The sequence below is a fragment of the Sphingopyxis indica genome (assembly GCF_032879645.1).
GTDB classification, from domain to species: Bacteria; Pseudomonadota; Alphaproteobacteria; order Sphingomonadales; family Sphingomonadaceae; genus Sphingopyxis; species Sphingopyxis indica.
Map to the genome: position 1 here is coordinate 321,893 of NZ_CP076394.1, position 13,174 is coordinate 335,066.

Genomic DNA, 13,174 nt, shown 5'->3' on the forward strand with positions numbered 1-13,174 from the left:
CTCTTCGGGGATGACCTAGCCGCCGACAAGCCACTGGACAAGGCCGCGCGGCTCTGGTCGAAAGCCGCATGGCCGAGGTCAAGCTCCATCCCGACTGGCTCGCCGCGATCGGCGGCGAGTTCGAACAGCCCTATATGGCCGATCTGAAGGCGTTCCTCGCGGCCGAGCGCGCGAAGGGCAAGCGCATCTATCCGCGCCCGCGCGACTGGTTCGCGGCGCTCGACGCGACGCCGCCGCAGGAGGTGCGCGTCGTGATTCTGGGGCAGGACCCCTATCATGGCCCCGGGCAGGCGCACGGGCTGTGCTTTTCGGTCCAGCCAGGCGTGCGCACCCCTCCGAGCCTCGTCAACATCTACAAGGAAATGCAGACCGACCTGGGCATTCCGCCGGCGCGCCACGGCTATCTGAAGAGCTGGGCCGACCAGGGCGTGCTGCTCCTCAACAATTGCCTGACCGTCGAGGCGGGGATGGCCGCGTCGCACCAGAAAAGGGGCTGGGAGCGCTTCACCGACGCCGCGGTCGCGGCGGTCGCCGCCGATCCGGCGCCCAAGGTCTTCATCCTGTGGGGCAGCCATGCCCAGCGCAAGGCGGCGAATGTCCCCGCGCTCGGACCCGGAACCCCGCACCTGATCCTGCGCGCGCCGCACCCCTCGCCGCTGTCGGCGCATAATGGATTTTTCGGCTCGCGGCCGTTCAGCCAGGCCAATGATTTCCTGACCGCGAACGGACGCGGTGCGATCGACTGGCGGCTCCCCGAGACTCCCGAGACCGCCGCTACATGAACATCCTCGCCGACCCGGTGACGCTCGCGGTGCTCATCGCGGCGGTGATTCTGCTCGGCATGGCGAAGGGCGGGCTCGCTGGGGTCGGCGCGCTCGCGACGCCGCTCGCGGCGCTCGTGCTGCCGCCCGCGACCGCGGCGGCGCTGCTGCTGCCGATATTGATCGTGCAGGACGTGATCAGCGTCTGGGCGTTCCGCAAGACGTGGGACGGCTGGATCGTCGGCTGGATGCTGCCCGGCGCCGCGGCCGGCGTCGCGGCGGGCTGGGTCTATGCCGAGCGGGTAAACGAAGCGCAGCTGATGGCGGCATTGGGCGCGATCACGCTCGCTTTCGGCCTCTATCGCCTGTGGGTCGAGCGCGGCGGGCGGATCGTCGCGGCGTCGCGCTCGCCGGGCTGGGTCGGGACGATCTTCGGCGCGATCATGGGGCTGACCAGCCAGATCGCGCACGCCGGCGGGCCGCCGTTCCAGATGTGGGTGACGCCGCGCAAGCTGCCGCATCTCGCCTTCATCGGGACGAGCGCGATCCTGTTCGCCATCGTCAACTGGATGAAGGTGCCCGCCTATCTGGCGCTCGGTGCCTTTCCGCGCGAGGTCGTGGTCGCGGCGCTGCTGTTGATGCCGCTCGCGATCGTGTCGACCTTGCTGACGGTGCGCTGGATGAAGGCGATGAATCCCGAGCGCTTCTATGTCCTCGTCTATGCGCTGATGGTGCTGCTTGGCGCGAAGCTCTTGTGGGACGGGCTTGGCGGATGACGGTGCCGGTGATCCTCGTCGATGCCGACGCCTGCCCGGTGAAGGACGAAATCTATCGCGTCGCGTGGCGCCACGAGGTGCCGGTGAAGATCGTCAGCAACAGCCGGCTGCGCGTCCCCGACCATCCGCAGGTCGAGCGCGTGCTGGTCTCGGACGGTTTCGATGCCGCCGACGACTGGATCGCCGATGCGGCGACGCCGCGCAGCATCGTCGTCACCGCCGACATATTGCTCGCCGACCGCGCGCTGAAAGCGGGGGCGACGGTGCTCGCGCCGACGGGCAAGCCCTTCACCGCCGCCTCGATCGGTCCCGCGATCGCGACGCGCGCGATCATGGCTGATTTGCGTTCGGGGATGAGCGATGGAATCGGAGGCCCGCCGCCTTTTTTGAAGGCCGATCGCTCGCGCTTCCTGCAAGCGCTCGATGCCGCGCTGGTGCGGCTGAAGCGCCAGGTGTAAATTTTTTTCCTTTCTTTTCATTATTTTGTGGATTTTCTGCGCGCCAGTGATCGCGATCACCGCAATGCCGCGCGCGCTGCGGCAAAAGGCGGGCATCGGGACCGACCCGATCCGGCTTTTGAATGACCCCAATGATTTTCGAGAGGAAGAAACGATGACCAAGAAGCTGATCCTTGCCCCCGCCATGGCCCTGACGATCGCGCTGTCGGCGACCCCCGCCATGGCGCAGTCGACGACGCCGACGCAGGCGGGCTCGATGTCGATCACGACCAACCCGATCGCCATCCTGATCGGCCTGCTGCTCCCCGCGGTGCAGAAGGTGCGCGAAGCGGCCTGATTTTCACCATTTCTTTCCGGGCCGTTTCCCGCGGTCCGGCGGACCCTCCCGCCGTTTGCGACCCTCGGCGGGAGGGTCTTTTGCTGCGTGTCGCAGCCGACAGCGTATTAGCCGAATAAAACTGCTTGCCATCCGAGCGCTACAAATGTAGCTAGGCTACAAATGTAGCGCATGGAGTGATTCGATGCTGTCCAGTCTGCCGCCGCGCGAACGCGAAATCGTCGATATCTTGTATGAGAGAGGCGCGTCGACCGTCGCCGAGATCGCGGCGTCGCTGAGCGACGAGCTGTCGGGATCGGCGATCCGCGCGATGCTCAAGCGGCTCGAGGGCAAGGGCTTCGTGGCGCGCGAGGCGTCCGAGCGCGGCTTTCTCTATGCGCCGAGCGTCGAGGAGAAGACGGCGAGCAAATCGGCATTGGGCCAGGTCGTGCGCGTCTTTTTCAACGGATCGGCGACGAGCGCCGCGGCGGCGCTGCTCGGGATGCAGGACAAGATGAGCGACAAGGAACTCGACGAGATCGAGCGACTGATCGCCGAAGCGCGCGAAGGGAGGACGAAATGACGATCACGACATCCTTGCTGCTTGGCCTCGCCTGGAAGTCGGTGCTGGTCGCGGGCCTCGCCCTGGCGCTGCTGCGGCTTGCGCGCTCGCGCTCGGCGGCCGAGCGGTCGATGATCGCGCATGTCGGGCTCGCGGCCTTGCTCGCGCTTCCCGCGGCGACGCTGCTGCTGCCCCAATGGACGCCGCTGCCCGCGGCGTGGGTCGCCGACACGGCGCCTGCGGTTGTGGCGGCCGCGGATACGAGTGTCGCGGCGACGGTCGATGCGGCTGCGGCGTCGGCGCCGGCGGCCGGCGAGGTGGCGCGGCCGTCCTTGTGGGCGTCGCTGCCGTCGGCGTCCGAACTCGCGCCATGGGTCTATGCGCTGCCGCTCGCGCTGTTGTTTCTGACGATGCTGATCGCGGTCGTCCGGCTGTTCGCGATGCGCGGGCGCGCCGAGGTGCTGGTGCAGCCGTCGTGGCTGTCGGCGCTCGCCGAGGCGCAGCGGCGCATGGGGTTCAAGCATGGCACCGCGCTGCTCGTCAGCGACGAACTGCGCTCGCCGATCAGCTGGGGCGTGATCCGCCCGACGATCGTGCTGAGCCCGCACGCGGTGCAGGCGGTCGGCGAGGCCGAGGCGATCATCGCGCACGAGCTGGCGCATGTCGCGCGGCTCGACTGGGCGAAGCTGCTCGGCGCGCGGCTCGCCTGCGCGCTCTTCTGGTTCAATCCGCTGGTGTGGTTGCTGGCGCGCGAAAGCCACCAGCTGCGCGAGGAAGCCGCCGACGATGCGGTGCTGCTCGCCGACATCGACGGCCCCGATTATGCGAGCCTGCTGGTCGGCGCGGCGCGCCACGACAACAAGGGGGCGCTGATCGCCGCGCATGGGGTCGCGCCGGGCAAGGACAGTCTGAAGCGGCGGATCACCCGCGTGCTCGACGCGCGGGCGAAGCGCGGGCCGGCGGGACCGGGCTGGATCGCGCTGATGCTTGCCTTCCTCGCGGGCGTCACCTTGCCGCTCGCCGCCTTTTCGGCGACCGCCTCGCGGCCTTTGGACGAAATTCGCGAGCATGGCCCGTCCCCGGTGGCCGCGCTCGCGCCGGCGGCGGCCCGCGACGCCGCCGCCGGGCCTGCATCGGCTGCCGCTGCAGGCAAGGGCAAGCTGCCGGTCGATACGCTGGTCGGGATGAAGGCGATGGGGGTGACGCCCGACGACGTGCGCGAGATGCGCAAGGGCGGGCACGAGATCAACGCCGACGACGCGATCGCTGCGAAGGCGGTCGGGGCGAGCCCCGCCTATCTCAACCGGATGCGCGCGGTGTTTCCCGATGCCAGCATGGACGATCTGATCGGCGCTTCGGCGATGGGGATCGACACCGGCTATGCGCGCGAGATGAAGCGCTATTTCCCCGATGTGACGATCGACGATCTGAGCGGGCTGCGCGCGGTCGGGGTGACCGGCGATTATGTCCGCGAGATGCGCAAGGCGGGAATCCGCCTCGACGACCCCGACGATGCGATCGCGCATCGCGCGGTCGGCGGCGGGCTCGATATCGCGCGGACGGTGTCGGATGCGGTGGGCGTGGCGACCGGCGCCGCCTCGCTGGGCGTCGGCGAGGATACGGTGATCGAGATGCGCGGACCCGACGGCAGGATGACCCGCTATTCGGTGAAGCCGCCCGCGAGCCCCGCGACGGCCGCGCCGCCCGGCCCGCCGCTGCCACCCGCGCCGCCCGAAGCGACGAACGATTGACGCCGGTGCGCCCGGCCTGACCGGACGCGCCGCCACCCAAGCCTGACGAATGAACCGAAACGCCGCGCGAGGCGGCGAGCGATGGCGCTCGCCCGTGCTCCGCGGCCCCGAGGAGATATGCCATGAAAGCCCTGATCGTAACCACTGGCCTGGCAATGTTGTCCGCCCTCGCCACCGCCGCGCCGATGCAGCCGGCCGGCGCGCCGCTGACGCTCACCGACATTCGCTGGGACATATTGCCGCCCGATCGCGGCGCGGGCGACGAGCCGCGGTTGCGGGTGCGCCGCGACAATTCGAGCAGCACATTGGCGCTCGACGGGTCGCGGCCCGAAACCGACGCCGCGAAGCAGCTGCTCGGCGGCGGCGCCGGCTCGGTTTCCTTTGCGGTCATGCACGAAGCGGGGACGCTCGATTGCAACGGCCGCCTGTCGCGGCGCTACCAGGGCGACGGCGATTGCCGCTTCACCTCCGATCCCGGTTTCGAGAAGGCGCTTGCGGCGCGCGGACTGGCGCCCGAGCAGCGCCGCGACCTGCTCGCGATGCTGCTCGTCGATGCGACGATCGAGCTTGCCGACGGGCTGACTGCGGCAGGGGTGCGGCCCGAGGAGGGCGACGATCTGATTGCCGCGGCGGCGCTCAAGGTGACGCCAGCCTATGTCCGCGAGTTGCGCGCGGCGCCGATGACGCTCGCGTCGATCGACGACGCGGTCGCGTGCCGCGCGCTCGGGATCGACCCCGCCTATGTCCGCGAGCTTGCGGATGCGGGCTATGACGATCTGTCGGCCGAGGACATTGTCGCGATGAAGGCGCTCGGCGTCACCGGCGACTATGCGCGGCGGATGAACGAAGCGTCGGAGGGCGGCCGGTGAAGCGAGCCGCCAGCCTGATCGCGATTGCCCTTTCGCTTTCGGCCGCTCCCCTCCTTGCCCAGGAATCGACGGGCGACGCGCCGCCGCCCTCGGACGGCGAGGCCGCGACGACGACCGGCGCGAGGGGGCAGGTCTATGTTCCCGCCGATTTCGCGCGCTATGCGCCCAAGAACGCGCGCGACATGCTGGTGCAGGTGCCGGGCTTTTCGATCCGCGACAGCGACGAGGTGCGCGGGCTGGGGCAGGCGACGGGCAATGTGCTGTTCAATGGCGCGCGCCCCTCGACCAAGGCCGACAGCATCGACACGCTGCTGACGCGCATCCCCGCGACGGCGGTCGAGCGGATCGAGATCGTCGACGGCGCGACGCTCGATCTGCCGGGATTGTCGGGGCAGGTGGCGAATGTGGTCTTTCGCGCCGACAATTTCTCCGGCCAGTTTTCGTGGAAGCCCGAGTTCCGCCCGCACTACACCGATCCGCTTTTCACCCGCGGCGACATTTCGGTTTCGGGGCGCAAGGGCGAGATCGAATATGAGGTGGGGCTGAGCAACGACAACAGCTCGCGCAGCGGCGCGGGCGGGGGCACGGTGATCACCGATGGCGCGGGGACCGTCATCGAGCGGCGCAAGGATATCTGGAACACGCATTACGACACCCCCAAGCTGTCGGGGCGGCTGACCTGGGACCCGGCGGGCGCGGCGATCGGCCATCTGGGGGCGCATTATCAGCGTGAATGGTATCATTATGACGAGGATGGCTATTGGACGTCGCCCACGGGTCCCGACCGCGTCCGCACGATCCGCACGACCGAGGATACATGGAATTACGAGCTGAGCGGCGATTTCCAGTTCGCGCTCGGCCCCGGCAAGCTGAAGCTGATCGCCTTGCGCAGCTTCAGCCACGAGCCCTATTCGCAGGAAGTGGTGCTCGCGCCCGTCGACGGCTCGCCCGCGACCGGCGACCGCTTTACGCAGGTCGGCGACGTCGGCGAGACGATCGGGCGCGGCGAATATCAGTGGAAGATGCTGGGCGGCGACTGGCAATGGTCCGCCGAGGCGGCGTTCAACAGGCTGGGCAATGTCGCGCGGCTCTATACGCTGGACCCCGCGGGCGATTTCGTCGAGCTGCCTTTCCCCGAAGGCACCGGCGGGGTGAGCGAGGATCGCTATGAATCTTTGCTGAGCTTCGGGCGCACGCTCGCGCCGAACCTGTCGGTCCAGCTGGTCGGCGGCGCCGAATATTCGACGCTGACCCAGACCGGCATGAACGGGCTCGAACGCAGCTTCTTCCGGCCCAAGGGATCGCTGACGCTCGCGTGGACGCCCGAGACGGGGATCGACCTGTCGCTGAAGATCAAGCGCGAGGTGCAGCAGCTCGATTTCTACGACTTTCTCGCGCGTGCCTTTCTGGGCGACGGCAACAACAACAGCGGCAACAACGAGCTGAGGCCGCAGCAGGACTGGCGCTATGAGTTCGAGGCGAACATGTCGCTCGGTATATGGGGGTCGACCAAGGTCCAGCTCGTCTATGTCGATGCCGAGGATTTCGTCGATATCGTGCCGGTGGCGGGCGGCGAGTCGGTCGGCAATATCCCCAAGGCGTCGGCGGCGGCGGTCGTGGTGTCGGCGACGATCAACCTCGACCCCGCCGGGCTGAAGGGAATGAAGATCGACGCGAGCGTCGATCTGGAGACCTCGAGCCTGATCGACCCCTTCACGGGCGAGAAAAGGTCGTGGAGCGGGTTCGAGGACCGGTCGGCCAATTTCTCGCTGCGGCACGACATTCCCGCGAGCGACTGGGCGTGGGGCGTCGCGGCCGATTACGGCCATTATCAGCCGAACTATCGCCGCAACGAAGCCAACCGGACGTGGGAAGGGCCTGTTTTTGCTTCGATTTTCGTCGAGAACAAGGATGTGATGGGGCTGACGGTGCGCGCGACCTTCGCCAATGCGATCAATGCGCGGTCGCGGCGCGAGCGGACCGTTTACGAAGGGCTGCGCGGCGCGAGTGCGGTGCTGTTCCACGAAAGCCGCGACCGGCTGATCGGGCCGATCTTCGCCTTTTCGGTGCGAGGGAAATTCTAGGGTCCTGACCCCAAGGGCGACGGGCGCGCACGCCCCGCCGGGGCCGAAAGGCCCGGCGGGGCGGCGTTGACCGCCCCCTTAGAAGGTCAGCAGGTCGAGCAGGGTGAAGACGCCGTTCGGACCGAGCTTGTCGTCGGCGAGCGCGGGCGACCAGGCGCGGTTGCTGCCGAGCCACGCGCGGTCGTCGAGTTCGAGCAGCCCGATGATCGTTTCGGCGACGATGCGCCCGCCGACGGGGCCGAGCCCCTCGCCCTTGTCGAAAGTGCCCGGGCTCGTCTCGCGTCCGATCTCGGCGGCTTCGGTCAGGATATAGAGCCAGAGCGGCGTCGCGCCCGCCAGCGTCGCCGGCGGGCTCGCCGCGGCGGCAAGCGCCTGCGCCTTGTTCGTCACCTTGGCGATCTCGTTCGCCGGCCGGTCGCATGCGCGCGCGACATATTCGCCCGACGGCAGGCGGAAGGCCTGTCCACGCAAGAGGTTGCGCAGCGCGAGCGACTTGACATCGCCGGCGCCGACGAAGGGCAGGTCGAGCAGGTCGGCGGCGAGCTTGGTATCGAGCTTGTCGGCCCGGTCGGTGCTGGCGTTGCCGAGATCGAGCAGCTGCGGCCATTCGACCACCGCCTTGGCGTCGCCGAGTGGGCTGAAGCCGAAGCCGAGCGTCGCGCCGAAGACGTCGAGCGCGGGCTTGCCGGCCTGGACCTGAATCCGCTGCGGGATCATCGAATGGCCGAAGCGGAAGCCCGCGACCGCGAATTCGACGGGGATGAAGGGGTCGGGCCCGGCCTCCTCTCCGAAAGGACAATCGTCGGGGCGATAGATTTTGCGGCCGCCCGCAAAAATGTCGGCAAGCAGCGGCGCGCCGACCATCGCGCGCAGAAAATCATTCACCACGACCCAGTGATAATGCCACGTCACCGTGCGGCGGCATTGCTCGAACAGATCGTGCCCCGCGAGCCCCTTGGCATGGAGCGTTTCGGCGACGCGGTTGTGGAAGCGGATGAATCCGAGCTGCATCTGCGAGATGACGCGGTTCTCGTCGTTGCGCGGATCGCCGATGATCGCGCGGCCGTGCGCCGAGCGTGCGAGATCCTGCGCGGCGAGCGCCGCGGCGCCGGGCATGTCGGCGCCGGTGAGAATCTTGACCCCATTATATTCGCTGCCCGCGCCGCCGCCCGCGACATTGTGGTAGAGATAGGGCGAACCGTCGGGGCCGTCGCCGTAGATGCTGTCGAGGTCGAGCGTCGGGGTGCGGAAATTGATCGTCGCCTCGGCCGGATCGAGCCGGGCGAAGCTGCTCGTCAGGTCGAGCGTGATGTCGTGGTCGATGAACTGGCCGAAGAAGATGTGACCGACGGGAATGCCGCTCGTCTTCTTCGCCGGGCCGGTCGATTTCATCGGGCCGTTCTTGTCGGCGATCGCCGCAAGGTCGCGCGGATCGACATAGAGCGGCGGCGCGTGGGGGAACATGCGGCCGAAGCGGTCGGCGCGGTTGACGCTGTGCTCGCACAGATGGTGCAGCCCGGTGAAGTGCTTCATTCCATGATGCGTAGGCATGGCTTCTCCTTCGCCGCGGACGCTGATCCGCGGGCGGCTTGTCGGGTTGAAACGGACACAGGCGCAGCACCGGTCGGCCGCCGGCGACCGTTCGCGGGCCGGGCGGAAAGACGATGCCGATTTTTTGGCAAACCCTGGGGCGGAAAATTACGCCGCGTCCGGCGGCCCGGATAGCATCAATGCGTCATCACGCTGCGGTTTGCCTCAGTCCCTGCACGGCTCGACAGGTTAAATTCGCCTTAGCGAAGGCGCGGCGCCCCTCAGGCGAGAGCGTCGATTGCGGCGAGGTGCGGCGCCTGTTCTTCGGCGTCGAGGAAGGAACCGGTGAAGCCGTTGCACGCGAGCTTGACCAACTCGGCGCGCGACAGGTCGAGCGCGTCGGCGACCGCCTGGTAATTGGCGTTTACGTAACCGCCGAAATAGCTGGGATCGTCCGAGTTGACGGTGGCGTGGAGGCCGGCGTCGAGCATCGCCCTCAGGGGATGGTCGGCGATGGCGCCGACGACGCAGAGCCTGACGTTCGAGAGCGGGCAGACGGTGAGGCACATGCCTTCGGACGCGAGGCGCGCGACGAGCGCGGGGTCTTCGAGGCTGCGGTTGCCATGGTCGATGCGGTCGACCTTCAGCACGTCGAGCGCTTCGCGGACGTATTCGGGCGGGCCTTCCTCGCCTGCGTGCGCGACGAGTTTGAGCCCGAGGCTGCGGGCGCGCGCGAAGACGCGCGCGAATTTCGACGGCGGATGACCGACTTCGGACGAATCGAGCCCGACGCCGGCGATGCGGTGGAGCCATGGCAGCGCTTCGTCGAGCGTCGCTTCGGCCTCTTCTTCGCTCAGATGGCGGAGGAAGCAGAGGATGAGCTTCGACGTGATGCCGTGGCGTTCGCGCGCGTCGTCGAGCGCGCGGGTGATGCCCGCGATGACGGTGCCGAAGGCGACGCCGCGCGCCGTGTGACCCTGCGGGTCGAAGAAGATTTCGGCGTGGCGGACATTGTCGGCGCGGGCGCGGTCGAGATAGGCGGCGGTGAGGTCGTGGAAATCCTGCTCGGTCTGGAGGACGCCCATTCCCTGATAATAGATGTCGAGGAAATCCTGGAGGTTCGAAAAGGCATAGGCGGCGCGCACCTCCTCGACCGAGGCGAAGGGGATGGCGACGCCGTTGCGGCGCGCAAGCGCGAACATCAGCTCGGGCTCGAGCGAGCCTTCGATATGAAGGTGCAGCTCGGCCTTGGGGAGCGCGGCGATGAAGGCGGCGCGCTCGGCGGGCGAGGCGAAGCCGTCAGCCATCGGTGCGCGCCGCCTCTTCGCCGAGGATGATCGCCGCCTCGGGCTTGTGGCGGCGGATTTCGTCGGCGGTGAGTCCGTCGATCTCGTGCGGGAAGATCAGCCAGCGGTCGGTTTCGTGGACGAAATAGTCGGGCACGAGGTCGGTGACGTTGCGGCGCGGCTTGTACCAGACGGTCGCGATGCGGATGTCGCGCGGCATGTTGTAGCGGCAGCGCGCCTTCAGCTCGGCGAGGAAGGCGCGGATGCTGCGCCCCGAATCGAAGACGTCGTCGATCAGCAGCAGGCGGTCGTCGGGGTTCAGCGTGTCGATGAGGTAGCCCAATGCGAACACCTTCACCTGCGGGTCCTGCCGGTCGATGCCGTGGTAGGAGGAGGTGCGGATCGCGATATGGTCGCAGGGCACGCCATGATAGTCGAGCAGCTCCTGCACAGCGATGCCGACCGGCGCGCCGCCGCGCCAGATGCCGACGAGATGCGTCGGCGCGAAGCCGCTGTCGAGCACCTGCCGCCCGAGCCGCATCGAATCGGCGAGCAGTTCGTTCGCGCTGATGAAGATTTTCTCGTCGCTCATGGGCGAGGTCTAACCGCGGGGGCGGGGGCGGGCAAGGCGGGTGGGGGCGGACGCGGTCATTCCTTCTCCCCTCCCGCTTGCGGGAGGGGGTGGGGGTGGGCAGCGGCGCTGCAATAGCCCACCCCGCTGCGGCTAGCGAGCAAGCTCGCAAGCCTCGCTGCCCCTCCCGCAAGCGGGAGGGGAGGCCAGTTGTCGTTCGATTGGATCTTTGATAACCATATAGGTTATTTTCTATTGACATCATAACGCTGATATGGCACAAGCAAGGCATCATGAAGAATTGCGAGTCGGGCCGGCGACGTGGGGCGTGCGGCCCGATTGCTTTTGGAGGATGCGGGATGCGGCGCACGAAGCCGAATCGCGCCGAGCGGGCGGGGCGTCCCGGCCGGGCGCAGATGGATGTCTTTCTCGACGAACTCGCTGCGAGCTCGAACGTCGCGGCCTCGGCACGCGCGGCGGGCGTTTCGGCCAACGCTATGTACCGCGAGCGGCGGCGCAACGCTGCCTTCGCCAAGCGCTGGCTCGCGGCGTTGTGCGAGGGCTATGCGCGGCTGGAGGCCGAGCTGCTGTCCGAAGCGCTGGTCGCGCCGAACGGCAATGTGAAGGAGGCGACGCTGAAGTCGCGCGCGCAGAAATATCGGCTCGGCCTGTCGTTGCTTGCCGCGCATCGCGCCGCGGTGCGCGGCAATATGCCGACGCCGGCGGCGGCAGCGACGGGCGGGGCCGGGAACGCCAAGGCGCGGCTCGCGGCGAAGCTGCGCGCGATGCAGGCGCGGGTGCAGGAGGAGCGCGCGTCGGGCGCCGACGATGATGGGGACGACGGATTTTGAAGCGCGCGATCGATTGGGCGGAGGGACCGCCCCGGGATCTCGACGCATGGTTGCGGCGGTTGAGCGACGAACAGGCCGAGAAATGGCGGACCGACTGGGATTTCTGGCGGCGCGGCGATCAGCGGCCGCCCGCTGGCGATTGGCGCGTGTGGCTGCTCCTCGCGGGGCGCGGCTTCGGCAAGACGCGCACAGGGGCCGAATGGGTGCGCGAACTCGCCGAGACGACGCCGGGGGCGCGGATCGCGCTGGTCGCCGCGTCGCTGCACGAGGCGCGGCAGGTGATGGTCGAGGGCGAAAGCGGGCTGCTGGCGATCGCGCCGAGCTGGGCGCGCCCGGCCTATGAAAGCAGCCTGAGGCGGCTGACCTGGGCGAACGGCGCGGTGGCGACGCTGTTTTCGGTGGCCGAGCCCGAGAGCCTGCGCGGCCCCGAACATGGCGCGGCATGGTGCGACGAAATCGCCAAATGGCCGCACGGCGAGGCGGCGTGGGACAATCTGATGCTGACGATGCGGATCGGCCACGCGCCGCGCGTCGTCGCGACGACTACACCGCGCGCGGTGCCGCTGGTGCGGCGGCTGATGAAGGAAGCGGGCGTCGTTCCGACCGGCGGGGCGACGGGCGCGAACCGGTTCAACCTGTCGGGGCCGTGGCTCGCGGCGATGCAGCGGATTTACGGCGGGACGCGGCTGGGGCGGCAGGAACTCGACGGCGCGATGCTCGAGGATGTCGAGGGCGCGCTGTGGACGCGCGCGCTGATCGAGCGGTGCCGGGCCGGTGCCGATGCGGTCGGCAAGCCGGTGCGCGTCGTGATCGGGGTCGACCCGCCCGCGACGGCGACCGGCGATGCGTGCGGGATCGTCGTCGCGGCGCTGCTGCGCGATCGCCGGATCGCGGTGGTCGAGGATGCGAGCGTCGAAAAGGCACCGCCGCTCGTCTGGGCGCAGGCGGTCGCGGCCGCCGCGGCGCGCTGGGGCGCCGACCGGGTGGTCGCCGAAAGCAATATGGGCGGCGAAATGGTCGCGGGCACGCTGGCGCAGGCCGATGTGACGCTGCCGGTGCGCGCGGTCCATGCGAGCGTCGGCAAGGCACGCCGCGCGGAGCCGGTGGCGCTGGCCTATGAGCGCGGGCAGGTGGTGCATGCGGGGGTGTTCGCAGCGTTGGAGGACCAGCTTTGCGGGTTCCAGACGGGCGGCGGCTACGCCGGGCCAGGACGCTCGCCCGACCGCGGCGATGCGTGCGTCTGGGCGATGGCGGAGTTGCTGGAGGGGGTGCGGAAAGGGCGGGAGCCGGGGGTGCGGGTGGTGTGAGGTAGACAAGAATCCAAGTTTGCCATAATGTCAGCGAGAACAAAGGATAGGA

Annotated in this window: 13 protein-coding genes; 10 read left to right on the top strand and 3 right to left on the bottom strand. The window is 68.6% G+C overall.

The features are described from left to right. The first annotated feature begins 68 nt into the window (after positions 1 to 68). The 8 genes from ung (at position 69) to KNJ79_RS01550 (ending at position 7,577) form a co-directional block, all read left to right on the top strand. A complete protein-coding gene (gene ung / locus KNJ79_RS01515; RefSeq protein WP_317152515.1) occupies positions 69 to 782 on the top strand; it encodes a uracil-DNA glycosylase in 714 nt (237 codons plus the stop codon). After that, positions 779 to 1,537 (top strand): sulfite exporter TauE/SafE family protein, encoded by a 759-nt coding sequence (locus KNJ79_RS01520; RefSeq protein ID WP_317152516.1) that lies wholly within the window; start codon positions 779 to 781, stop codon positions 1,535 to 1,537. The genes ung and KNJ79_RS01520 overlap by 4 nt, the downstream gene beginning before the upstream one ends. Beyond that, positions 1,534 to 1,995 (top strand): YaiI/YqxD family protein, encoded by a 462-nt coding sequence (locus KNJ79_RS01525; RefSeq protein WP_317152517.1) that lies wholly within the window; start codon positions 1,534 to 1,536, stop codon positions 1,993 to 1,995. The genes KNJ79_RS01520 and KNJ79_RS01525 overlap by 4 nt, the downstream gene beginning before the upstream one ends. 46 nt (positions 1,996 to 2,041) lie before the next feature. Continuing rightward, a complete protein-coding gene (locus KNJ79_RS01530) occupies positions 2,042 to 2,332 on the top strand; it encodes a hypothetical protein (RefSeq protein ID WP_089216595.1) in 291 nt (96 codons plus the stop codon). Between the two features lie 184 nt (positions 2,333 to 2,516). Then, a complete protein-coding gene (locus KNJ79_RS01535; RefSeq protein WP_089216596.1) occupies positions 2,517 to 2,894 on the top strand; it encodes a BlaI/MecI/CopY family transcriptional regulator in 378 nt (125 codons plus the stop codon). Beyond that, entirely contained in the window at positions 2,891 to 4,624 is a 1,734-nt protein-coding gene (locus KNJ79_RS01540) for a M56 family metallopeptidase (RefSeq protein ID WP_317152518.1), read from the top strand. Before KNJ79_RS01535 ends, KNJ79_RS01540 begins: the two co-directional genes overlap by 4 nt. Positions 4,625 to 4,746: 122 nt before the next feature. Continuing rightward, entirely contained in the window at positions 4,747 to 5,493 is a 747-nt protein-coding gene (locus tag KNJ79_RS01545; RefSeq protein WP_317152519.1) for a hypothetical protein, read from the top strand. After that, complete coding sequence (locus KNJ79_RS01550) at positions 5,490 to 7,577, top strand: TonB-dependent receptor plug domain-containing protein (protein WP_317152520.1); 2,088 nt, start codon at positions 5,490 to 5,492, stop codon at positions 7,575 to 7,577. Before KNJ79_RS01545 ends, KNJ79_RS01550 begins: the two co-directional genes overlap by 4 nt. Positions 7,578 to 7,655: 78 nt before the next feature. Here KNJ79_RS01550 and KNJ79_RS01555 read toward each other — a convergent pair whose 3' ends face one another. The 3 genes from KNJ79_RS01555 to KNJ79_RS01565 all read right to left on the bottom strand — a co-directional run bounded on the left by KNJ79_RS01555 (position 7,656) and on the right by KNJ79_RS01565 (position 10,985). Further along, positions 7,656 to 9,128 (bottom strand): peroxidase family protein, encoded by a 1,473-nt coding sequence (locus tag KNJ79_RS01555; protein WP_317152521.1) that lies wholly within the window; start codon positions 9,126 to 9,128, stop codon positions 7,656 to 7,658. A 260-nt stretch (positions 9,129 to 9,388) separates the two neighbouring features. Then, positions 9,389 to 10,414 (bottom strand): adenosine deaminase, encoded by a 1,026-nt coding sequence (locus KNJ79_RS01560; RefSeq protein WP_317152522.1) that lies wholly within the window; start codon positions 10,412 to 10,414, stop codon positions 9,389 to 9,391. Next, positions 10,407 to 10,985, bottom strand: coding sequence for a phosphoribosyltransferase (locus KNJ79_RS01565; protein WP_089216602.1), 579 nt, complete (start codon positions 10,983 to 10,985; stop codon positions 10,407 to 10,409). Before KNJ79_RS01565 ends, KNJ79_RS01560 begins: the two co-directional genes overlap by 8 nt. A 338-nt stretch (positions 10,986 to 11,323) precedes the next feature. On the opposite strand from KNJ79_RS01565, the gene KNJ79_RS01570 reads away from it, so the two are divergent. Together KNJ79_RS01570 and KNJ79_RS01575 are read left to right on the top strand one after the other, a co-directional pair. Beyond that, entirely contained in the window at positions 11,324 to 11,815 is a 492-nt protein-coding gene (locus KNJ79_RS01570) for a hypothetical protein (protein ID WP_317152523.1), read from the top strand. Between the two features lie 59 nt (positions 11,816 to 11,874). Then, positions 11,875 to 13,122, top strand: a complete 1,248-nt coding sequence (locus tag KNJ79_RS01575) for a DNA-packaging protein (RefSeq protein WP_317152524.1) — start codon at positions 11,875 to 11,877, stop codon at positions 13,120 to 13,122. Positions 13,123 to 13,174 lie beyond the last annotated feature (52 nt).